Consider the following 20040-nt stretch of genomic DNA (forward strand, 5'->3'; position numbering starts at 1 on the left):
CAAGAAGGAGAATCTGCCATGGCAAGCCTGGCTGAAGTGCGGGTAGAAGAGGCCGAGCCGATGGAGAACGAAGCCCAGGCACGACCCGAGGAATTGCGGCTGCTGGAAGCGCTGCTGTTTGCCTCGAATGAACCGCTCGACACCGCGACGCTGGCCAAGCGCATGCCTGACGGCGTCGACGTCAAGGCTGCGCTCGAGCAGCTGCAGGCCGACTACGCCTCGCGCGGCGTCAATCTCGTGCGGGTCGCCAACAAATGGACCTTCCGCACCGCCGGCGATCTCGCCTGGCTGATGACGCGGGAGAGCACCGAGACGCGGCGCCTGTCGCGCGCCGCGATCGAGGTGCTGGCGATCATCGCCTATCACCAGCCGGTGACGCGCGCCGAGATCGAAGAGATCCGCGGCGTCGTCACCTCGAAGGGCACGCTCGACGTGCTCCTGGAGACCGGCTGGATCAAGCCGCGCGGCCGCCGCAAGACGCCCGGCCGCCCGCTGACCTTCGGAACCACCGAGGACTTCCTGTCGCAGTTCACGCTGGAACAGCTCGGCGACCTGCCGGGCCTGGAAGAGCTGAAGGGCACGGGCCTCCTGGATTCGCGCCTGCCGACCGGCTTCAGCGTGCCGACGCCGTCGGACGATCCGGCGCTGCGTGAGGACGAGGATCCGCTGGAACCGGGCGAGGACCTCGATCTCGCGCTCGCGCCTGCGGTCGAGCCCGAGACCTCGGAAGCGGCTCCGGAAGGCGGCAATGAGGGTGGCGGCGAGGGTGGCCCCGAAGGCGGCACCGAAGACTGACGTACCGTCCGTCCGCGGACCCCTGCGACCAGTTACCACTTAGCAAGATTACGTAGTGCCAACAGAGAATTGGCACTGCCTTGGTCCTTGTTTTTGACACCCGCCAAGCCTAGGTTTCGGTGAAGATCGGCCGGGTCCCCGGCCATGCGTGTTTGGAGGGTTGCAGGATGGGTTCACTCAGCATTTGGCACTGGATCTTGGTGATCGCAGTGGTCCTGCTGCTGTTCGGCCGCGGCAAGATTTCGGACCTGATGGGCGACGTGGCGCAGGGCATCAAGGCGTTCAAGAAGGGCATGCAGGACGACGACAAGGTTGCCGACAAGCCCGCCGAGCCGTCCAAGTCCATCGAGCACAATGCCGCGCCGACCGCGGCACGGACCGACGTCGGCAGCAAGGCCGTCTGAGCCGAAAGAAGCACGCGAGACGCGGGGTGCGACCCGATCCTGCGCACAAGGGATTGGGCCGGCTCCGGCTGGCGTGAACGGAAGACCTCATGTTCGACATCGGGTGGAGTGAACTGGTCCTGATCGGGGTCGTGGCCCTGATCGCCATCGGCCCGAAAGAGCTGCCGGGCGTGCTGCGCATGGTCGGACAGTGGATGGGCAAGGCCCGCAAGATGGCCGCCGAATTCCAGGGCCAGTTCCAGGAAGCGATGCGCGAGGCCGAGATGGCCGACCTCAAGAAGAGCTTCGACGAGGTCAAGGAAGCCGCCACGGGCTTCAATCCGCTGAGCTCGCTGCAGAAGGACGTCAGCGACGCGCTCCGCGTCGATGCGCTGGACAAGCCGGCCGAGACGCCGGCCGTCGCCGCCGTCGAACCGCCCGCAAGTCCCACCACTCCGGAGCCGCCGCCGCCCGCGACCTTCGTGGAAGCCGAGGCGCATCCGGTCGTGGACGAGCCGCTCGTCATCACCCGTGAGGTCGAGCAGGCCAAGGTTGCGCAAGACCCTGTCGCTCAGGACACCGCGCCATCCGAAGCGATCAAGGACGCCAAAGCGTCATGACCGACGCCGATATCGAGGCCAGCAAAGCCCCGCTGATGGACCACCTGATCGAGCTGCGCTCGCGGCTGATCAAGGCGCTGCTCGGCTTTGGCATTGCGTTCATCTTCTGCTTCTTCTTCGCCAAGCAGATCTACAACGTGCTGGTCTGGCCGTTTGTGTGGGTCGCGGGGCCGGAGAATTCCAAATTCATCTACACGGCGCTGCTGGAATATTTCATCACCCAGCTCAAGCTGGCGCTGTTCGGTGCGGGATTCATCTCGTTCCCGATCGTTGCCACGCAGATCTACAAGTTCGTGGCGCCCGGCCTCTACAAGCACGAGAAGCAGGCCTTCCTGCCGTATCTGGTCGCGACCCCGTTCTTCTTCGTGCTGGGCGCGGCGCTGGTCTATTTCGTGGTGCTGCCGATGCTGGTGCGCTTCTCGCTCGGCATGCAGCAGGCCGGCAGCGACGAGACCGCGCAGATCCAGCTCCTGCCCAAGGTCGGCGAATATCTGTCGCTGATGATGTCACTGATCTTCGCCTTCGGCATCGCCTTCCAGCTTCCGGTGATCCTGACGCTGCTCGGCCGCATCGGCATCGTCACCTCGAAGATGCTGCGCGAGAAGCGCCGCTATTTCATCGTGATCGCCTTCGTGATTGCGGCGGTGCTGACGCCGCCCGATGTGCTCAGCCAGTGCTCGCTCGCGATCCCGCTGCTGGCGCTCTACGAGGGCTCGATCATCGCGGTCGGGATGGTGGAGAAGAAGGCGGCGGCGTCAAAGGCTGCCACCGGCACCGACGTCACGACGCCGGCCAATCCGGCGGAGTAGGGCCGGCTAGCTCCACTGTCATTCCCCGCGCAGGCGGGGAATCCAGTACGCCTTGGCCTATCGGGAATCACCCCCGTCTCTGGAATACTGGATCGCCCGCTTTCGCGGGCGATGACGGGATGCTAGGAGACGCGCTGACGTACAACGTTCGCGCTGTATGTTTCCGCGCCGATCTAGGACCACAGCCATGCACGACATCAAATCGATCCGCGACAATCCGCAAGCCTTCGACGCCGGTCTCGCCCGGCGTGGCCTGAAGCCGTTGTCGGCGTCGCTGCTGGCGATCGACGAGAGGCGGCGCGCGGCAATCCTGGCCTCGGAGCAGGCGCAGGCGCGGCGTAATGCGGCCTCCAAGGAAATCGGCGACGCCAAGAAGGCGAAGGACGACGCGCGCGCCACCAAGCTGATGGCTGAAGTCGCCGAGCTCAAGACCACGATGCCGGAGCTCGAGGCCGCGGCGAAGGCTGCCGACGAGGAATTGACGAAAGAGCTGTCCGCGATCCCGAACATTCCGTTCGACGAAGTGCCCGACGGCGTCGACGAGCACGGCAACGTGCAGCACCATGTGTTCGGCAACAAGCGCAGCTACGGCTTCGCGCCGAAGCTGCATGACGATCTCGGCACCGCGCTCGGCTACATGGATTTCGAGGCGGCGGCCAAGCTCTCCGGCGCGCGCTTCGTCGTGCTGAAGAAGGGGCTGGCGCGGCTCGAGCGCGCGATCGGCCAGTTCATGCTCGATCTGCACACCAACGAGCACGGCTACACCGAGATCAACCCGCCGCTGCTGGTGCGCAACGAAGTGATGTTCGGCACCGGACAGTTGCCGAAATTCGAGGACGATCAGTTCTGGGCGATCAAGGGCGAGCTGCTTGCATCGCCGGACCATGAGCGGCTGAAGACCGAACGCCTCGGCCTGATCCCGACGGCCGAGGTCTCGCTCACCAACCTCGCGCGCGAATCCATCCTCGACGAAAAGCAATTGCCGATGCGCCTCACGGCGCTGACGCCGTGCTTCCGCGCCGAGGCGGGCGCCGCGGGCCGCGACACCCGCGGCATGATCCGCCAGCACCAGTTCACCAAGGTCGAGCTGGTCTCGATCACGACGCCCGAGACCAGCAAGGACGAGCTGGAGCGGATGCTGTCCTGCGCCGAGCAAGTGCTGCAGAAGCTCGACCTGCATTACCGCGTGATGACGCTCTGCGCAGGAGACATGGGCTTCTCGTCGCAAAAAACCTATGACATCGAGGTCTGGATGCCCGGGCAGGGCGAGGGCGGCATGTTCCGCGAGATCTCGAGCTGCTCGGTCTGCGGCGACTTCCAGGCGCGCCGCATGGATGCGCGCTCGCGCGGGCCGGACGGCAAGCCGCGCTTCGTGCACACGCTGAACGGCTCCGGCACCGCGGTCGGCCGCGCGCTGATCGCCGTGATGGAGACATATCAGCAGGAGGACGGCTCGATCGCAGTCCCCAGCGTGCTTCAGCCCTATATGGGCGGCCTGAAGGTGATCTCGCGCGACTAAAGCGTTTTCGAGCGAAGTGGGTACCGGTTCGCGTCAAGAAAACGCGTCGCAATAAGCGTCGCGTTGCTCATCTGAAACACGAGAAACGTTTGGCGAAGATCGGGCGGCCGGGTATCCTGACGGCCACCCGTCAATGCGAACCTCGATTTCATGCCCTTGCACCGCGACATCTTCTGGGTCGGCAGACAATGGGCGGTGACGGGCGCCGGCATCCAGGCCGTCGACCAGCGCCTGCGCGGCGTGCTCGACATCGAGATCGCGCGGCTCTGGGACGACCAGCTCGTGCAGAGCCGGCGGGCCAAGCCCGGCGTGAACGCCGCGGATTTCGACAAGGCGGTGACCGTCGCCCGCGAACGCTTTCCGCAGGAAGCGGCGTCCGATCCGATCGTTGCGCAGCTGGAAGCGCTCGGCGTGGTCGAAGCACCCGCCGCAAGCCCGGTCCCGCCGGCAATGCAGCTGCGTGCCGAGGGCCGGCTTGCGCGCTTCCTGCCGCAATGGCGCGTCCGCCGGTAGCGCGACGAGGCCCGGGAACCAGGCGGCCGCGAAATGTGCCCGGTTTGCCTGATCGGCCGTTGCCGGATAAGACGGCTCTGACCCCCGCTTTTCCAGGAATCGACCAGCCGCATGCGCATTCTCTGCACCAATGACGACGGTATTCACGCTCCCGGCCTCAAGGTCGTGGAGGAGATCGCGCGCGCCTTGTCCGATGACGTCTGGGTGGTGGCGCCCGAGCTCGACCAGTCCGGCGTGTCGCATTCGCTGTCGCTGAACGATCCGCTGCGCTTGCGTGAGGTCGGCCCGCGGCACTTCGCGGTGCGCGGCACCCCGACCGACTGCGTCATCATGGGCGCGCGCCACATCCTCGGCACCAAGCCGCCCGATATCGTGCTGTCCGGCGTCAACAAGGGCCGCAACGTCGCCGAGGACGTGGTCTATTCCGGCACCATCGCCGGCGCGCTGGAAGGCACCATCCTGGGGCTGCCGTCATTCGCGCTGTCGCAGGAGTTCAGCGTCGAGACCCGCGAGCGGCCGCCGTGGGACACCGCGCGCAAGTTCGGCCCCGACATCCTGCGCAAGGTGATCAAGGCCGGTATCCCCAAGGACACCGTCATCAACGTCAACTTCCCGTCCTGCGCGCCGGAGGAGGTGCTCGGCATTCGCGTCACCCGCCAGGGCAAGCGCAATCTCGGCTTCCTCAGGATCGACGAGCGCAGGGACGGCCGCAACAATCCCTATTTCTGGATCGGGTTTGAGCGCGCGGCGATGATGGATACGCCCGCGGAGGGCACCGACCTCGCCGCGCTCCGCGAGCGCTACGTCTCGGTGACGCCGCTCCGGCTCGACCGCACCAATGAAGCGTTTTCGGAGGAGCTGAGCGCGACGCTGAAATAGCGATGCCGGGCGAGCAGCCGTAGCCCGGATGGAGCCAACGGGTCGGCGCAAGGCGCCCGATGACAGGCTCGGCGAAATCCGGGGCTGCTGCAGCTCGTGGCACGATTCCCGGATTGCGCTTCGCTCCATCCGGGCTACGGAAGTCTCCTAGCTGCCGCGCAGCGCGGCTTCGATGGTCCTGCCGAGCGCATCGAGCTGGAATGGCTTCTGCAGTGCCGGCCGGTCGCGATACTGCTCGGGCAGGCCGGAGGAGCCGTAGCCGGTGGCGAAGATGAAGGGACAGCCCTTCGCCTTGATGACGTCGGCGACCGGCGAGATGACCTTGCCGTTGACGTTGACGTCGAGGATGGCGATGTCGAACTCGGTCGCCTGGGCAAGCCGCATGGCCTCGGTGATGTCGCCGGCTTCGGCTGCGACCTTGTAGCCGAGCTCCTCGAGCATGTCCGCGACCATCATCCTGATCATCACCTCGTCTTCGACGAGGAATACAGAGCGGCCGGAAAGCCCTGTCGCGGTCATTGTCGGTGAGTCCTTGCCCATTCTGCAGAAAACGTTCGCAGATTACACGAATCGACGCAATGCGCGTTTCGGCGAACGGTCGGCCGAAAATGCCCTTTGAGCCCGGTTCGCTGCAAGCCAATTTATGGTCAAATAACGCTGCAAAAGGCTATCATGGGTTCCTGAGCAGGAACAAGATTCCTGTCCGCCGCTTGGGCTCTGCAAGCTGCGATCCGCACCTGACGAGACGACACTGGCCGCAATGACCCCCACTCAGCCCCCGCCGGAAAAGATGATGTTTCAGCTCACGCTGAGGCGTCGAGGCATCAGCGATCAGGCGGTCTTGCGGACCATGGAGGAGGTGCCGCGCGACGAGTTCGTCGACGAGGCCGATCGCGAGGGAGCCTATCGCGACAGCGCGCTGCCGATCGCTTGCGGCCAGACCATCAGCCAGCCCTTCGTCGTCGCCTACATGACCGAGCAGCTCCAGCTCCGGAAGCAGCACCGCGTGCTCGAGATCGGGGCCGGCTCCGGCTACCAGGCCGCGGTCCTGTCGCGGCTCGCCGGCCAGGTGCTGACGGTCGAGCGTTATCGCAAGCTGGCGGACGCGGCGCGCGTCCGGCTTGAAAAGCTGGACTGTCACAATGTCGAGGTGATGCTCGGCGACGGTCTCAACCTGCCGCCCAATATCGGTCCGTTCGACCGCATCATCGTCACCGCCGCGGTCGAGCAGCTTCCGGAGAACCTGGTCGAGCGGCTCGAGGTCGGCGGCATCCTGATCGCGCCGGTCGGGCCGCATCAGGGCGTCCAGACGCTGGTCCGCCTGACCCGGACCGAAGCCGGGATCGAGCGCAGGGAACTCGTCGAGGTCCGCTTCGTTCCCGCGCTGCCCGGCGTGGCCCGGGAGCTGTAGAACTCCGGATCAGCTGTGCTGCCAACATCTTATTGGGAGGGTTAAGCCGTTATTTACTCGGCGCGTGTTTACTTAAAACACCAGTTCAGTTGCGTACGAGTGAGTAACCATGTCTGTCGTCGCCGAGTTGCTTTACTCGCGCCGCGTGCCGCAGGTCGCGGTACTGGCGCTGATCTCCTTCAGTTTCGCAGGGTGCAGCGCCGACATGTCGTCGCGGCTGTCCCAATCGAACTTCTCCAACCCCTTCGCTTCCGACCAGACCGGTTCGGTGCAGCAGGCGCCGCCGCAGCAGCCGCGTGAGCTGCCGCAATATGCGCGGCCGCAGACGCAGCCCGGTTACTACCAGTCGCAGCCCTTGCCGCCGCCGGCAGTGTCCGCGCCGCAAACCCTTCCGGTTGCGGGAGGCGGCGGCGTGTCCGGTGGCGGGCGCGGCGTCAGCTCCTATGCGCCCCCTTCGCAGCCGCACCTGGAGACGACGGCCACCGTGCCGCCGCGCTCAGTGGCAGCCGCCCAGCCGGCCGGTGGAACCAAGATCATCGTCGGCACCAGCGACACGCTCGACGTGCTCGCCAAGCGCTATCACGTCACCCCGCAGGCGATCCTCGCCGCCAATGGCTACAAGGGCCCCCGCGCGCTCTCGCCCGGCCAGCAGCTGATCATCCCGCATCCGGCCACGGCCGCTGCACCCGCGCCCGCGATGGCTCCGGTCGCGGCAGCTACCCCTGTGAAGCCGGTGGCGGCCATTGCCGCACCGTCCAGCACCCACTTCGTCAATCGCGGCGATACGCTCGCCAGCATCGCCCGCAAGAACCATATCTCGGCCGCCGAGCTCGCCCGCGCCAACGGCATCGAGCCGTCGGCCAAGCTCAAGCTCGGCACCAAGCTGAACGTGCCTGGCGCCAAGACCGCTGTCCTGGCAGCGCCGGTTGCGGCGGCTCCCGTCGGTGCTGCTCCGGTTGCCGGTACGCTCCAGCCGGTAGCGGCCGCTCCTGCGCCCGCCACCAAGATGGCCGCCGTCGCCGCGCCCGTGCAGAGCGCGCGCCTCGCCCAGGCCACGGCCAATGTCGAAGAGAAGCCCGCCGCTGAAGCTCCGGCGAAGGCTGCGGAAACCACCAGTGCGCTCCCGACCTTCCGCTGGCCGGTGCGCGGCAAGGTGGTCACCAGCTACGGCGCCAAGACCAACGGCAAGTCCAACGACGGCATCAATCTCGCGGTGCCCGAGGGGACGCCGGTCAAGGCGGCTGAAGACGGCGTCGTTGCCTATTCCGGCAACGAGCTGAAAGGATACGGCAATCTGGTCCTGGTTCGGCACTCCAACGGCTACGTCACCGCATATGCCCATGCGAGTGAGCTGTTGGTGAAGCGCGGCGATACCATCAAGCGCGGTCAGGTCATTGCCAAGTCGGGTCAATCCGGGGAGGTGGCGTCGCCGCAGCTCCACTTCGAGATCCGCAAGGGATCGAGCCCGGTTGACCCGCTTCAATTCCTGAATGGGGCGTGAGGCCTAAATTGCCTCCGCACGAAAACTGTCATCGCCCGGCTTGACCGGGCGATCGAGTATTCCAGAGACATTCGTTATTGAGCCGATAAGCCGCGGCGTACTGGATTCCCCGCCTACGCGGGGAATGACAGTGGTGTGCTGGGCGATGGCTTTCGGCTCATTACTTCGCCGTCAACTTCACGCCGAGCCGTCCCGCCAGCTCCTGCACGAACTGCCAGGCGACGCGGCCCGAGCGGGAGCCGCGCGTGGTCGACCATTCCAGCGCCTCGCGTTCCAGCGCCTCGTCATCGACCTTGATGCCGAAATGGCTGCAATAGCCGCGCACCATGGCGAGATATTCGTCCTGGCTGCAACGGTGGAAGCCGAGCCAGAGGCCGAAACGATCCGACAGCGAGACCTTCTCCTCGACCGCTTCGCCGGGATTGATCGCGGTCGAGCGCTCGTTCTCGATCATGTCGCGCGCCAGGAGATGGCGGCGGTTCGAGGTGGCGTAGAGGATGACGTTCTCGGGCCGGCCCTCGATGCCGCCTTCGAGCACGGCCTTGAGCGACTTGTAGGACGCGTCGTTGCCGTCGAAGGAGAGGTCGTCGATGAAGACGATGAAGCGGAAGTCGGCGTCGCGCAGCTTCTCCATCAGCATCGGCAGCGTCTCGATGTCCTCGCGGTGGATCTCGATCAGCTTCAGCCGGTCGGCCGCCTTGCGGTCGGCATTGATGCTGGCATGCGCTGCCTTGACGAGGGAAGACTTGCCCATGCCGCGCGCACCCCAGAGCAGGGCGTTGTTGGCGGGCAGGCCGCCTGCGAAGCGCTCGGTGTTCTCCATCAGGATGTCGCGCATCCGGTCGACGCCCTTGAGCAGGAACAGCTCGACGCGGCTGACCCGCGGCACGGCGGAGAGGCGGCCGTCGGGGTGCCAGACATAGGCATCGGCCCGCGCGAACGTTTCGCGCTCGACGGCGGGCTTGCCCTGGGCTGCGAGGTGCGCCGCAATGCTCTCGAGCGCGCGGACGAGGCGCTCCTGGGAGAGGTCCGGGGATGGCTTGGAATCTGCCTTGGAGGCGACCCTTCGGGCCGCCGTGGGGCGTTTTGCCGCGACGGCGGCGGGCTTCCTGGCAGGGGTACGGGGGCCTTTGCCGGCCGGGCTTTTGCTAAGGTTTTTGGGCATGTCCGAAGTTCCTGAGAATGCAGCCTTATCGGGCCTGACGGCGCGCCGCAAGGTGGCCAAATCGACGGTCTGGCAGCGTTGCAATTGGGGCAATGGCCGCTATAGTCCGCGCGAATTTGACCGAACCGGTCGCCTTGAGGGCCTGACCGGCTTTCCCCCGTTCTCACGAGGATCGTCCGAATGTTGATTACCCCTGCGTATGCCCAGGCTGCGGGCGCCGGTGACACCAACAGCATGTTGATGTCGCTGCTGCCGTTCGCCCTGATCTTCGTGATCATGTACTTCCTGATTCTGCGTCCGCAGCAGAAGAAGGTCCGCGACCACGCCGACCTCGTGAAGAACATCCGCCGCGGCGACACCGTCGTGACCTCGGGCGGCCTCGTCGGCAAGGTCACCAAGGTCGTCGACGACGACCAGATCGAGTTCGAGATTTCCGACGGCGTGCGCGTGCGCCAGATGCGCCAGATGATTTCGGGCGTGCGCGCCAAGGGCGAGCCGGCGAAGGAATCCAAGGATAGCGCGAAGGAATCCGCCAAGGACGACGCCGCGTCGAAGTGAGCGCTTCCGCGGCTTCCTCAAGTCTCCTGATCTGACAGGTCCAATCGATGTTGTATTTCACGCGGTGGAGGGCGCTCGGGATCATCCTGACGGCGCTGATCGTGTGCCTCTTCGCGGTTCCGAACTTCTTCCCCGAGGCGACGGTCAAGACCTGGCCCGCCTGGGCGCAGCGCCGGATCGTGCTCGGCCTCGACCTTCAGGGCGGCTCCTATCTGCTGCTCGAGGTCGATTCGAACTACGTGAAGAAGGAGCGGCTGGACCAGGTCCGCGACGACGTTCGCCGGACGCTGCGCGATGCCAAGATCGGATTCACCGGCGGCGTGACCGTGCGCAACGACGCCGCCGAGGTTCGCATCACCAAGGACACCGACGTGCAGCCGGCGCTCGCCAAGCTGCGCGAGCTGTCCCAGCCGCTGGGCGGCCTGATGGGATCGAGCGGACAGCGCGACCTCGAAGTGGCTGACGCCGGCGGCGGCGTGATCCGCCTGACCATCCCGCAGGCCGCGATGCTCGACCGCATGCGCAAGACCATCGAGCAATCGATCCAGATCGTCGAGCGCCGCGTCAACGAGCTCGGCACCGTCGAGCCCGTCATCCAGCGCCAGGGCAACGACCGCATCCTGGTGCAGGTCCCCGGCCTCCAGGACCCGACCCGCCTGAAGGAGCTGCTGGGCAAGACCGCGAAGATGGAATTCCGCATGGTCGACACCTCCGTGCCGCCGGATCAGGCGCAGCAGGGCAGGTTGCCGCCGGAATCCGAGCTGTTGATGAGCGCCTCGCCGCCTCCGACGCCATACGTGGTCAAGAAGCAGGTGCTGGTCGCCGGCGGCGATTTGACCGACGCGCAGGCGAGCTTCGACCAGCGCACGGGTGAGCCGGTCGTCAGCTTCAAGTTCAACACCTCGGGCGCGCGCAAGTTCTCGCAAGCCACGCAGGAGAACGTGGGTCTGCCCTTCGCGATCGTGCTCGACAACAAGGTGATCTCGGCGCCCGTCATCCGCGAGCCCATTACCGGCGGTCAGGGCCAGATCTCCGGCAATTTCACGGTGCAATCGGCCAACGACCTCGCCATCCTCTTGCGCGCCGGTGCGCTGCCGGCGCCGCTCACGGTGGTCGAGGAACGTACCGTCGGTCCGGGCCTCGGCCAGGACTCGATCGAGAAGGGCGAACTGGCGGCTTACGTCGGCTCGATCCTGGTCATCGTGTTCATGCTCGTGACCTACCGGCTGTTCGGCGTGTTCGCCAACATCGCGGTGGCCATCAACGTCGCCATGATCTTCGGCCTGCTGTCGCTGCTCAGCGCCACGCTGACGCTGCCCGGCATCGCCGGCATCGTGCTCACCGTCGGCATCGCGGTCGACTCCAACGTGCTGATCTACGAGCGCATCCGCGAGGAGCTGCGCGGCGGCCGCAACGCGATCTCGGCGATCGACGCCGGGTTCAAGCGGGCGCTCGCCACCATCCTCGATTCCAACATCACCACCTTCATTGCCGCCGCGGTGCTGTTCTACATCGGCACCGGCCCGGTGCGCGGCTTCGCCGTGACGCTCGGTATCGGCATCATCACCACGGTGTTCACCGCCTTCACCCTGACGCGGCTGATCGTCGCCGGTTGGGTGCGGTGGAAGCGGCCGCAGAGCGTGCCGATCTAGGAGCCTGATCGTGACTCACACCGTTCTCATCGGGCTCGGCGTCCTCATTGCCATCCTCACCGTGGTCGCGGCCTTCGGCTGGCTGCCGTCGCTGCGCATCGTCCCGGACAATACGCATTTCGACTTCACGCGCTTCCGCCGCATCAGCTTCCCGATCTCGGCCGCGCTGTCGATCCTCGCGATCACGCTGTTCTTCACCCATGGGCTGAACCTCGGTATCGACTTCAAGGGCGGTACGCTGCTGGAGGTGAAGGCGAAGTCCGGCGTCGCCGACATCGCGGCGATGCGCACCTCGCTCGACGCCCTCGGTCTCGGCGAAGTCCAGCTGCAGCAGTTCGGCGGCCCCGAGAACGTCCTGATCCGCGTCGCGGAACAGCCGGGCGGCGACGCCGCACAGCAGGCAGCCCTCGCGAAGCTTCGCGGCGCGCTCGGCGACAGCGTCGACATTCAGCGAACCGAGGTGCTGGGACCGCGCGTCGCCGGTGAGCTGCTGGCCTACGGCATGATCGGCCTGATGCTCGCGATCATCGCGATCCTGATCTATCTCTGGTTCCGGTTCGAATGGCAGTTCGCGCTGGGCGCCATGATTGCCAACGTGCACGACATCGTGCTGACGATCGGCTTCATGTCGGTCAGCCAGGTCGATTTCGACCTGACCAGTATCGCCGCGCTGTTGACCATCCTGGGCTATTCGCTCAACGACACCGTCGTCATCTACGACCGTATCCGCGAAATGCTGCGGCGGTACAAGAAGATGCCGATGCCGCAGCTGCTCAACGAATCCATCAATTCGACGCTGTCGCGCTCGATCATCACCCACGTCACCGTGACGCTGGCGCTGCTCGCGCTGCTGCTGTTCGGCGGCCACGCCATCCACAGCTTCACGGCGGTGATGATGTTCGGCGTGGTGCTGGTCGGCACCTACACCTCGATCTTCATCGCGGCGCCGATCCTGATCTATCTCGGCGTCGGCGAGCACCGCGAGGATGCCAAAGAAGACGCTCCGCCGGCGAAGAAAAACAAGGCATGATCCGAACTGCAGGCCCCCGCATGCGTTTGCGGGGGCGGTAAGCTCATTCGGACGAAACTGATGGCCGGCGATCCCAACGCACCGCATTTCCCGCGCTCGGCGCCGATCGATGCCTATGGCAAGGGCGGCTTCGCCTTTGCCGGCATGTCGCATCGGGGATCGCTGCTCTGCCTGCCCGACGCGATCTGGGCCTGGGACGTGACCGACCCTGCCAAGATCGACCGCTATTCGCTGGACCGGGTGTTCGCGGCCGCCAACAGCATCGACACGCTCCTGGTCGGCACCGGAACCGGCCTGTGGCTGCCGCCGCCGGAACTGCGCCAGGCGCTCAAGGCGGTGAGGGTGGTGCTGGACACGATGCAGACCGGCCCTGCCGTGCGCACCTACAACATCATGATCGGTGAGCGTCGCCGCGTCGCTGCCGCGCTGATCGCCGTGCCATGAGCGCCGCCGCCGCGCCGCCCGACAGCGTTTTGTTCTGCGCCGATCTCGTGCGCAGCCACGATTTTCCGCGCTATGCCGCGACCCTGTTCGCGCCCGCCGCCGAGCGCCGCGCGCTGCTGGCGCTCTATGCCTTCAACGTCGAGATCGTCCGCGTCCGCGACCAGGTCAGCCAGCCCTTGCCTGGGGAGATCCGTCTGCAATGGTGGACCGACATGCTGTCGGGCCACGTCCATGGCAGCGCCGAGGGCAATCCCGTGGCGGCGGAGCTGCTGCGCGCGATCCGCGATTTCGACCTGCCGGTGGAGCCGCTGTCGCTGCTCGCCGACGAGCATCAGTTCGATCTCTACAACGATCCGATGCCGACGCTGACCGCGCTGGAGGGCTATCTGGCAGCGACCTCGTCGGCATTGTTGGGTTTGGCTGGCCGGGTCATGGGCGCGCCGCCAGATGCCGCTGATCATCTCGCGCGGCATGCCGGGCTCGCCCAGGGCATCGTGCAGGTGATCGCCAATCTGCCGCGCGATGCCGCGCACCGGCAATTGTTCCTGCCGCAGCAGGTGCTGGAGAGTCACGGCTGCAGCATGGAAGATGTGTTCGCCGGCAAGGCGACGCCCAATCTCCATGCGGTGCTTGAGCAGCTTGCGGGTGAAGCCCGCCAGCATGCGACGACGGCCGTGTCGTTGTTGGCGCAGGTGCCGCCGTCGGTGCGGCCGGCGTTCCTGCCGCTGAGCCAGGCGCAGGCCGACCTCAAGCGCCTCACGCAACCCGGGCGCAATCCGTTTGCGCTACTGCCGCCGTCGCGACTGCGCACGCTGTGGACGCTCTGGCGTGCTTCACGTTCCCGGGAGTTTACCAAATAGCGTTTGGTTTCTCGCCCGGGCCGGGCAAATGCTCTATGCTGTCCCATGGCTGAGTTGTCCCAAAGCACGTCTTCCGATCTCACTGGCTTGCCGGTCGCGCCCGCCGACATTCATGCCGCCGCCGAGACCATTCGTGGCGCCGTCGTCGAGACGCCCTGCAGCTACAGCCGCACGCTGAGCAGCATCTGCGGCTGCGACACCTGGCTGAAATTCGAAAACCTCCAGTTCACGTCCTCGTTCAAGGAGCGCGGTGCGCTCAATCGGCTGAACGCGCTGACGCCGGAGGAGCGCGCGCGGGGCGTGATCGCGATGTCCGCCGGCAATCACGCGCAGGGCGTCGCCTATCACGCCAGGCGCCTCGGCATTCCCGCCACCATCGTGATGCCGGTCGGCACGCCCATGGTGAAGGTCGAGAACACCCGGCATCACGGCGCGGAGGTCGTCGTCACGGGCACGACGCTGGAGGAGGCTGCCACCTTTGCCCGGAGCCACGGCGAAGCCCGCGGCATGATCTTCGTTCATCCCTACGACGATCCGCTCGTGATCGCGGGGCAGGGCACCGTTGGCCTCGAGATGCTCAAGGCCGTGCCGGAGCTCGACACGCTGGTCGTCCCGATCGGCGGCGGCGGGCTGATCAGCGGCATCGCCATTGCCGCCAAGTCGATCAAGCCGTCGCTGCGGATCCTCGGCGTCGAGGCCTGGCTCTATCCGTCGATGTACAATGCCATCCATGACGGCAATCTGCCGGCGCGCGGCGACACCTTGGCCGAAGGCATCGCGGTGAAATCGCCGGGCAAGATCACCACCGAAATCGTCCGCCGCCTGGTCGACGACATCGCGCTGGTCAACGAAGCCGAGCTCGAGCGCGCGGTCGCGACCCTGATCTCGATCGAGAAGACGGTCGTCGAGGGCGCCGGCGCCGCCGGCCTTGCCGCGCTGATGTCCGATCCCTCCCGCTTTGCCGGCGAGAAGGTCGGCCTCGTCCTGAGCGGCGGCAACATCGACACGCGGCTGATCGCCTCCGTGCTCACCCGCGAGCTCGCGCGCGAAGGACGGCTGACCCAGCTCTCGCTCGACATTCCCGACAGGCCCGGGCAACTCGCGGCCGTCGCGGCACTGCTGGCCGAAGCCGGCGCCAACATCATCGAGGTCTCGCATCAGCGGACCTTCTCCGACCTGCCGGCCAAGGCAACGCTTCTGCAGCTCGTCATCGAGACGCGCGACAGCGCGCATCTCGACGAGGTCATGGCGAAACTCAGTGCCTCCGGGCTGAGCGCGCGCTGCACGTAAGAGACGTATTGAAACGCCGGGCCGGGGTTCGCTACTCCGGAAGGCCGGCCGCGCGGAGGGCATCGCCGAGCGAGGCCGCGAGGTCGGGCGCGCAGTTGACGCCCTGAAATTGACGGCTGTAGCGAAACGTCGGGTGCAACTCGAGCACACGCGCGGCTGCTGCTTTCGCCTCCTGCAATCGTCCAAGCTTTGCGAGCGCTGCGGTCAACTGCACATAGGTGATGCTGTGGCGAGGATTGGCCTGCACCGAGCGGTAGGCGGCGCGGCTTGCCTCCTCGTATCGGCCGCGGTGGAAATGTCCCATAGCCTGCGCGTCGAATGCGGCGAAAGCCCATGAATCGAACGGGCTTAGCCGCATGCCACGTTCGCTCCATTCGATCGCGCGGTCCGCGTCTCCGCCCCAGCCGAACATGACACTGCCGAGGATGTAGGTCAGCGCCGAGGATGGACTGATGGCGAGCGCGGCATCGAGCGCTGCAAATGCTGCGGAGCGGTCGTGGCCGTCCATGCCAAGCGAAAATCCCGCGAGGGTGAGGGCCAGGGCATCATCCTGGCCGTGGGCGATGGCCGAGCGTGCGTGGCGGATCGAGGCCTGGCGGTTGACGTCCTGCAGACCGGATCGAAGGAACAGGCAGTGATGGCACATCGCGGCATTTCCGTGCGCGAGCGCGTAGTCGGGTTCGAGTGCGATCGCACGTTCGAGCAGCACGAGTGCCCGGGTGACCTGATCCGGCATGCCGGAATCGACGTCCGGTTGGGCGCGCAGGACGAGGTCATAGGCATCCAGGTTGTCGGGCCGCTTGCGCCGGACCCTGTTGATCTCGGCGCGCCGCAGGCTCGGCGCTATCGCGCCGACGGTGGACAGAGCGATGTCATCCTGGAGAGCGAAGACGTCTTCGGACCGGCGGTCATACCGCTCGGCCCATACATGCATCCCGGTCGACGCGTCGATCAACTGGCCGGTAATGCGGACCAGGGTGCTGGTCCTGCGAACGCTGCCTTCCAGCACATAGCGTACGCCAAGTTCGCGGCCGACCTGTTTCACGTCCACCGCCCGGCCCTTGTAGGTGAAGGTGGAATTGCGCGCGATCACGAACAACCAGTTGATGCGCGAGAGGCCGGTGATGATGTCGTCGACCATCCCGTCGGCAAAATAATCCTGCTCCGCATCGCCGCTCAGGTTCGTGAAGGGCAGCACCGCGATCGATGGCCTGTCGGGCAATGTCAGCGATGGCGCCTCGGCGGTGGGCGCGCGATCCGGATCGGACGTTGTCGCAGCCGGACCAACATAGCGGTAGCCGCGGCGCGGCAGCGTTTCGATCCAATGTGCCTCACCGGAGACGTCCGCCAGCGTGCGCCGCACGGCCGCGATCTGGACGGTCAGATTGCTGTCCTCGACGGCCTGGGCGGGCCAGGCGGCCTCGATCAATGCATCTTTCGACACCGGCGCGCCAGCCCGCCGGACGAGCAGGGCCAACAGCAGCACGGCGCGCTGGCCGAGTGGAGTCGGCTCGGCACCGTGGAACAGGATCCCCGCGTCACCGTCGAGGCGGAAGGGACCGAATTCGAGGATCGCGGCCATCGCCCAAGAAGGGCACATTTCGCAGGTTTTTTGCAATGATTTCCGGGCCGTTTCACGACTTTCCGGCCCGGCTCGACCACCATGGCGGACCTGTGAGGAAGGCTCCAGCAAGCCAGGGAGGGATACATGACCGCCAAATACGTCGTCCGCAGGCCCGGCGAGACCAAAGGGGTGATGCTGCGCGGCCAACCCATGGCGTTCCTGGTGACCGGCGAGGACACCAGGCATACCAGCATGTTCGACTGGACGATTCCGGCGGGGTTCGCCACCGGCCGGCACGTTCATCGTGTGCAGGAAGAGACCTTCTACATGCTCGAAGGCGAGTGCGAATGGCATGTCGGGGATGAGGTCGTCCGGGCTGCAGCGGGAACCTACCTCTTCATTCCACCCGGCGTTCCCCACAACATCACCAACGTCAGCGAGAAGCCCGCCCGCGTCCTCATGACCGTCTCACCTCCGGGACACGAACATTACTTCGAAGCGCTGGCCGAGCTCACCGCAAAAGGACCGCCAGATGCGAAGGCCATCAGCGAGCTCCGCGCTCGCTTCGATACCGACCAGCTCTCAGCGCTGACGGCACGAGCCTGAAGGCTTTGGCGGAGCGATGGTCGTGCGGCTCCGAAGGCGGCTGGCGATGCGGGTCCGCTCTTGCTACCGCGACGCCAAATCCGCGAGATGACCGATCAGCCGGTCGATCTCGGTCTCCGTGTTGTAATAGTGCGGCGAGGCCCGCACGACGTTCGGCAACGAGCGCATTTCGGCGTCGATGCGGGTGCTCGCAGGATCTGACGCGCCGATTGTGATGCCGGCCGCGGCGGCGTTGCGGACGATATCCTCCGCCTCGTGCCCGTCCATCGTGAAGCTGACGATCGCGCCCGGCGTGCGTCCAAGGTCGCGAATGGTGACGCCGCGAATGCCGGCGAGGCCGCTGCGAAGCCGGCCGGCAAGCAGGCGGCAGCGCTGCGCGATCGGGCCAATGCCGATCTTGAGGGCATAGTCGACAGCCGCGCCGAGGCCGAGCCGGGCTGCGTAATTGTTCTCCCAGTTCTCGAAGCGGCGCGCATCGTCGCGCAGTCGATATTCGTTGCGCGAGACCCAGGGTGCCGCGAAATGGTCGATCATCGGCGGCTCGAGCTGTTGCATCAGTGCCCGGCGGACATAAAGGAATCCGGTGCCGCGCGGGCCGCGCAGGAATTTGCGGCCCGTGGCGGACAGCATATCGCAGCCGATCGCTTCGACATCCACCTCCATCTGGCCGACCGCCTGGCAGGCGTCGAGCAGATAGGGGATGCCGTGCGCCCGCGCGATCTTGCCGATTGCCGCCGCGGGATTGACCAGCCCGCCATTGGTCGGAACCCAGGTGATCGCGATCAGCTTGACGCGCTCATCGATCATGCGCTCGAGCGCCTGGACATCGAGCTCGCCGGTGGCATCGCTGGGCACGATTTCGATGACCGCGCCCGTGCGCTTGGCGACCTGAAGGAACGCAACATAGTTTGCGGCGTATTCCGCCTCGGCGGTCAGGATGCGGTCGCCCTTGCGAAACGAGAGCGAATAGAACGCCATCTGCCAGGCGACGGTGGCGTTTTCCACGAGCGCGATCTCGTCGGGAGACGCATTCAGCAGACGCGCGGCGACGGAGCCGTAGACCGCGCCGAGCCGGTCGGACTCGCGGTCGGACGCGGCATAGCCTCCGATCTCGCTCTCCAGATCGATGTGCTCTTTCATCGCGGCTGCGACCACGGTGGGCATGAGGGCCGCGCCCGCATTGTGGAGATATGCTCGCCTGGAGGCGGCCGGCGTGTCGGAACGAATTTGGTCGAGATCGAGCAACGTCACCTCCGCCTGCTGGCTGCACAGCCAGCATTAGGCGCGATGCCGCGCGTGAGCAAGGCCGAGGCCACAGCACCAATCTTGGGAAAAATCAGCAGAATTGAGCGCGCGGTTGGTATGTGATTCCAATTCAGCAGCCTCGCTCTCGGCAATTTGAGAAATCCGGCGGCTCCGAACGCGATATTCTCCTGCATCGGAACATCGCCCATGCAAGAGAAAACGCAGTCGTCGCGCCCGACCGGCGGCGCGCCCCGAATTAACATCGCCAGGCGGATCGATCTCACGACGCTCAGGCTGTTCATCGCCGTCTGCGAAGAGGGCAATTTGACGCGTGCCTCGCAGCGCGAGGCGATCGCGCCCTCTGCCGTCAGCAAGCGCATGAATGATCTGGAGGAGGTTCTCGAGGTCACACTGTTCGAGCGGCATCCGAACGGGATGGCGCTGACGCCGGCCGGCGAGTCGTTGCTGCATCATGCGCGCGTGACGCTGCTCAATGTCGAGAAGATCGCGGTCGACATGGCCGAGCATGCGCGCGGCGTGCGCGGGCATGTGCGGATGCTGGCCAATCTGTCGTCGATCGTCGAGTTCCTCCCCGACGATCTGCCCGGCTTCTTCCGCTCGCACGAACTGGTGCGCCTCGACCTGCAGGAGCGTCCCAGCGCGGATGTCGTTCGCGGTGTCGAGGAGGGCGTGGCTGAAATCGGCATCTGCTCCGCGGATGTGTCGACGCGCGGGCTGGATCGGTTCTCGTACCGGCGGGACCGCCTCGTGATCGTGGTGCGCACGGACCATCCGCTTGCATCGGCCCGGGAGGTTTCGTTCGCCGATACGCTCGACTACGACCATGTCGGCCTGTTTGCGGCGAGTTCGATCTATCTGCGCTCGCAATACACGGCGCAGCAGATCGGCAAGTCGATCCGGCTGCGGGTTCATGTCCCGGGCTTCGATGCGGTGTGCCGGATGGTGCAGGCCGGCATGGGCATCGGCCTCATTCCCGATCGTGCGTTCGAGGTGCTCAGTCACGGCATGAACCTGACGGCCGTCGAGCTGAGCGACGACTGGGCCGACCGCGAGCTGGTGCTGGTGGCGAGGGATCCGGCGGGACTGTCGGCGACCAGCCAATTGATGCTCGACCATCTGCGGATGCCGGGCAGCAGGCCGCACTGACTCCACGTCGTTCGTCATCCGCGAACGCG

21 protein-coding genes are annotated in these 20040 nt (G+C 66.0%); 17 read left to right on the plus strand and 4 right to left on the minus strand.

The annotated features are described in order from the left end of the window. The first annotated feature begins 18 nt into the window (after positions 1-18). The 7 genes from scpB (at position 19) to surE (ending at position 5518) form a co-directional block, all read left to right on the plus strand. On the plus strand, positions 19-795 hold the full coding sequence (gene scpB, locus JQ617_RS05980) for an SMC-Scp complex subunit ScpB (protein ID WP_212025119.1): 777 nt from the start codon (positions 19-21) through the stop codon (positions 793-795). Positions 796-962: 167 nt separating this feature from the next. Beyond that, positions 963-1199: a twin-arginine translocase TatA/TatE family subunit gene (locus JQ617_RS05985; RefSeq protein ID WP_008134998.1), complete on the plus strand. Its 237-nt coding sequence runs from the start codon at positions 963-965 to the stop codon at positions 1197-1199. Positions 1200-1288: 89 nt separating this feature from the next. Next, positions 1289-1798, plus strand: a complete 510-nt coding sequence (gene tatB, locus JQ617_RS05990) for a Sec-independent protein translocase protein TatB (protein ID WP_212025121.1) — start codon at positions 1289-1291, stop codon at positions 1796-1798. Then, positions 1795-2607, plus strand: coding sequence for a twin-arginine translocase subunit TatC (tatC, locus tag JQ617_RS05995; RefSeq protein WP_063683323.1), 813 nt, complete (start codon positions 1795-1797; stop codon positions 2605-2607). Before tatB ends, tatC begins: the two co-directional genes overlap by 4 nt. Before the next feature lie 187 nt (positions 2608-2794). After that, positions 2795-4126, plus strand: a complete 1332-nt coding sequence (gene serS, locus JQ617_RS06000) for a serine--tRNA ligase (protein WP_212025123.1) — start codon at positions 2795-2797, stop codon at positions 4124-4126. A gap of 150 nt (positions 4127-4276) precedes the next feature. Then, positions 4277-4639 carry a hypothetical protein gene (locus JQ617_RS06005; protein ID WP_212025125.1) on the plus strand — a complete coding sequence of 121 codons (363 nt, stop codon included), beginning with the start codon at positions 4277-4279 and terminating at the stop codon, positions 4637-4639. Between the two features lie 111 nt (positions 4640-4750). Beyond that, positions 4751-5518, plus strand: a complete 768-nt coding sequence (surE, locus tag JQ617_RS06010) for a 5'/3'-nucleotidase SurE (RefSeq protein ID WP_063683326.1) — start codon at positions 4751-4753, stop codon at positions 5516-5518. 147 nt (positions 5519-5665) lie between these two features. Here the strand turns inward: surE and JQ617_RS06015 are convergent, their stop codons facing one another. Beyond that, a complete protein-coding gene (locus tag JQ617_RS06015; RefSeq protein WP_212025127.1) occupies positions 5666-6037 on the minus strand; it encodes a response regulator in 372 nt (123 codons plus the stop codon). A gap of 241 nt (positions 6038-6278) precedes the next feature. On the opposite strand from JQ617_RS06015, the gene JQ617_RS06020 reads away from it, so the two are divergent. Both JQ617_RS06020 and JQ617_RS06025 read left to right on the plus strand, forming a co-directional pair. Then, positions 6279-6929 (plus strand): protein-L-isoaspartate(D-aspartate) O-methyltransferase, encoded by a 651-nt coding sequence (locus JQ617_RS06020; RefSeq protein ID WP_212025129.1) that lies wholly within the window; start codon positions 6279-6281, stop codon positions 6927-6929. A 109-nt stretch (positions 6930-7038) separates the two neighbouring features. After that, a complete protein-coding gene (locus JQ617_RS06025; RefSeq protein WP_212025130.1) occupies positions 7039-8430 on the plus strand; it encodes a LysM peptidoglycan-binding domain-containing M23 family metallopeptidase in 1392 nt (463 codons plus the stop codon). Between the two features lie 160 nt (positions 8431-8590). Here the strand turns inward: JQ617_RS06025 and JQ617_RS06030 are convergent, their stop codons facing one another. Beyond that, positions 8591-9595, minus strand: coding sequence for an ATP-binding protein (locus tag JQ617_RS06030; protein ID WP_063683329.1), 1005 nt, complete (start codon positions 9593-9595; stop codon positions 8591-8593). Between the two features lie 180 nt (positions 9596-9775). Between JQ617_RS06030 and yajC the strand changes: the two genes are divergently transcribed. The 6 genes from yajC to JQ617_RS06060 are packed head-to-tail and all read left to right on the plus strand — an operon-like array spanning position 9776 to position 15429. After that, on the plus strand, positions 9776-10153 hold the full coding sequence (gene yajC / locus JQ617_RS06035) for a preprotein translocase subunit YajC (protein WP_027546603.1): 378 nt from the start codon (positions 9776-9778) through the stop codon (positions 10151-10153). 47 nt (positions 10154-10200) lie between these two features. Continuing rightward, positions 10201-11805 carry a protein translocase subunit SecD gene (secD, locus tag JQ617_RS06040; protein ID WP_212025132.1) on the plus strand — a complete coding sequence of 535 codons (1605 nt, stop codon included), beginning with the start codon at positions 10201-10203 and terminating at the stop codon, positions 11803-11805. A gap of 10 nt (positions 11806-11815) precedes the next feature. Then, positions 11816-12835 (plus strand): protein translocase subunit SecF, encoded by a 1020-nt coding sequence (secF, locus tag JQ617_RS06045; RefSeq protein ID WP_212025134.1) that lies wholly within the window; start codon positions 11816-11818, stop codon positions 12833-12835. Between the two features lie 60 nt (positions 12836-12895). Next, positions 12896-13279 (plus strand): Mth938-like domain-containing protein, encoded by a 384-nt coding sequence (locus tag JQ617_RS06050; protein WP_063683332.1) that lies wholly within the window; start codon positions 12896-12898, stop codon positions 13277-13279. Further along, positions 13276-14139, plus strand: coding sequence for a phytoene/squalene synthase family protein (locus JQ617_RS06055; RefSeq protein WP_212025136.1), 864 nt, complete (start codon positions 13276-13278; stop codon positions 14137-14139). Before JQ617_RS06050 ends, JQ617_RS06055 begins: the two co-directional genes overlap by 4 nt. A 45-nt stretch (positions 14140-14184) precedes the next feature. Then, positions 14185-15429 (plus strand): threonine ammonia-lyase, encoded by a 1245-nt coding sequence (locus tag JQ617_RS06060; RefSeq protein WP_212025138.1) that lies wholly within the window; start codon positions 14185-14187, stop codon positions 15427-15429. Between the two features lie 31 nt (positions 15430-15460). Here the strand turns inward: JQ617_RS06060 and JQ617_RS06065 are convergent, their stop codons facing one another. Next, positions 15461-17011 carry a winged helix-turn-helix domain-containing tetratricopeptide repeat protein gene (locus JQ617_RS06065; protein WP_212025140.1) on the minus strand — a complete coding sequence of 517 codons (1551 nt, stop codon included), beginning with the start codon at positions 17009-17011 and terminating at the stop codon, positions 15461-15463. 126 nt (positions 17012-17137) lie between these two features. Between JQ617_RS06065 and JQ617_RS06070 the strand changes: the two genes are divergently transcribed. Then, positions 17138-17599: a cupin domain-containing protein gene (locus JQ617_RS06070; RefSeq protein ID WP_212025142.1), complete on the plus strand. Its 462-nt coding sequence runs from the start codon at positions 17138-17140 to the stop codon at positions 17597-17599. A gap of 63 nt (positions 17600-17662) precedes the next feature. Here the strand turns inward: JQ617_RS06070 and JQ617_RS06075 are convergent, their stop codons facing one another. Beyond that, entirely contained in the window at positions 17663-18844 is a 1182-nt protein-coding gene (locus JQ617_RS06075) for an aminotransferase class V-fold PLP-dependent enzyme (RefSeq protein WP_212025144.1), read from the minus strand. Positions 18845-19051: 207 nt separating this feature from the next. Here JQ617_RS06075 and JQ617_RS06080 point away from each other — a divergent pair, with 207 nt between their 5' ends. After that, positions 19052-20011, plus strand: coding sequence for a LysR family transcriptional regulator (locus tag JQ617_RS06080; protein ID WP_212025146.1), 960 nt, complete (start codon positions 19052-19054; stop codon positions 20009-20011). The last annotated feature ends 29 nt before the right edge of the window (positions 20012-20040 follow it).

Source organism: Bradyrhizobium sp. KB893862 SZCCT0404 (assembly GCF_018130885.1).
Lineage (GTDB): Bacteria > Pseudomonadota > Alphaproteobacteria > Rhizobiales > Xanthobacteraceae > Bradyrhizobium > Bradyrhizobium stylosanthis.

Excerpts from the sequence above, each read along its gene's own strand:
- scpB (WP_212025119.1), top strand. The coding sequence starts at position 19 with ATGGCAAGCCTGGCTGAAGTGCGGGTAGAAGAGGCCGAGCCGATGGAG.
- JQ617_RS05985 (WP_008134998.1), top strand. The coding sequence starts at position 963 with ATGGGTTCACTCAGCATTTGGCACTGGATCTTGGTGATCGCAGTGGTC.
- tatB (WP_212025121.1), top strand. The coding sequence starts at position 1,289 with ATGTTCGACATCGGGTGGAGTGAACTGGTCCTGATCGGGGTCGTGGCC.
- tatC (WP_063683323.1), top strand. The coding sequence starts at position 1,795 with ATGACCGACGCCGATATCGAGGCCAGCAAAGCCCCGCTGATGGACCAC.
- serS (WP_212025123.1), top strand. The coding sequence starts at position 2,795 with ATGCACGACATCAAATCGATCCGCGACAATCCGCAAGCCTTCGACGCC.
- JQ617_RS06005 (WP_212025125.1), top strand. The coding sequence starts at position 4,277 with ATGCCCTTGCACCGCGACATCTTCTGGGTCGGCAGACAATGGGCGGTG.
- surE (WP_063683326.1), top strand. The coding sequence starts at position 4,751 with ATGCGCATTCTCTGCACCAATGACGACGGTATTCACGCTCCCGGCCTC.
- JQ617_RS06015 (WP_212025127.1), bottom strand. The coding sequence starts at position 6,037 with ATGACCGCGACAGGGCTTTCCGGCCGCTCTGTATTCCTCGTCGAAGAC.
- JQ617_RS06020 (WP_212025129.1), top strand. The coding sequence starts at position 6,279 with ATGACCCCCACTCAGCCCCCGCCGGAAAAGATGATGTTTCAGCTCACG.
- JQ617_RS06025 (WP_212025130.1), top strand. The coding sequence starts at position 7,039 with ATGTCTGTCGTCGCCGAGTTGCTTTACTCGCGCCGCGTGCCGCAGGTC.
- JQ617_RS06030 (WP_063683329.1), bottom strand. The coding sequence starts at position 9,595 with ATGCCCAAAAACCTTAGCAAAAGCCCGGCCGGCAAAGGCCCCCGTACC.
- yajC (WP_027546603.1), top strand. The coding sequence starts at position 9,776 with ATGTTGATTACCCCTGCGTATGCCCAGGCTGCGGGCGCCGGTGACACC.
- secD (WP_212025132.1), top strand. The coding sequence starts at position 10,201 with ATGTTGTATTTCACGCGGTGGAGGGCGCTCGGGATCATCCTGACGGCG.
- JQ617_RS06050 (WP_063683332.1), top strand. The coding sequence starts at position 12,896 with ATGGCCGGCGATCCCAACGCACCGCATTTCCCGCGCTCGGCGCCGATC.
- JQ617_RS06055 (WP_212025136.1), top strand. The coding sequence starts at position 13,276 with ATGAGCGCCGCCGCCGCGCCGCCCGACAGCGTTTTGTTCTGCGCCGAT.
- JQ617_RS06060 (WP_212025138.1), top strand. The coding sequence starts at position 14,185 with ATGGCTGAGTTGTCCCAAAGCACGTCTTCCGATCTCACTGGCTTGCCG.
- JQ617_RS06065 (WP_212025140.1), bottom strand. The coding sequence starts at position 17,011 with ATGGCCGCGATCCTCGAATTCGGTCCCTTCCGCCTCGACGGTGACGCG.
- JQ617_RS06070 (WP_212025142.1), top strand. The coding sequence starts at position 17,138 with ATGACCGCCAAATACGTCGTCCGCAGGCCCGGCGAGACCAAAGGGGTG.
- JQ617_RS06080 (WP_212025146.1), top strand. The coding sequence starts at position 19,052 with ATGCAAGAGAAAACGCAGTCGTCGCGCCCGACCGGCGGCGCGCCCCGA.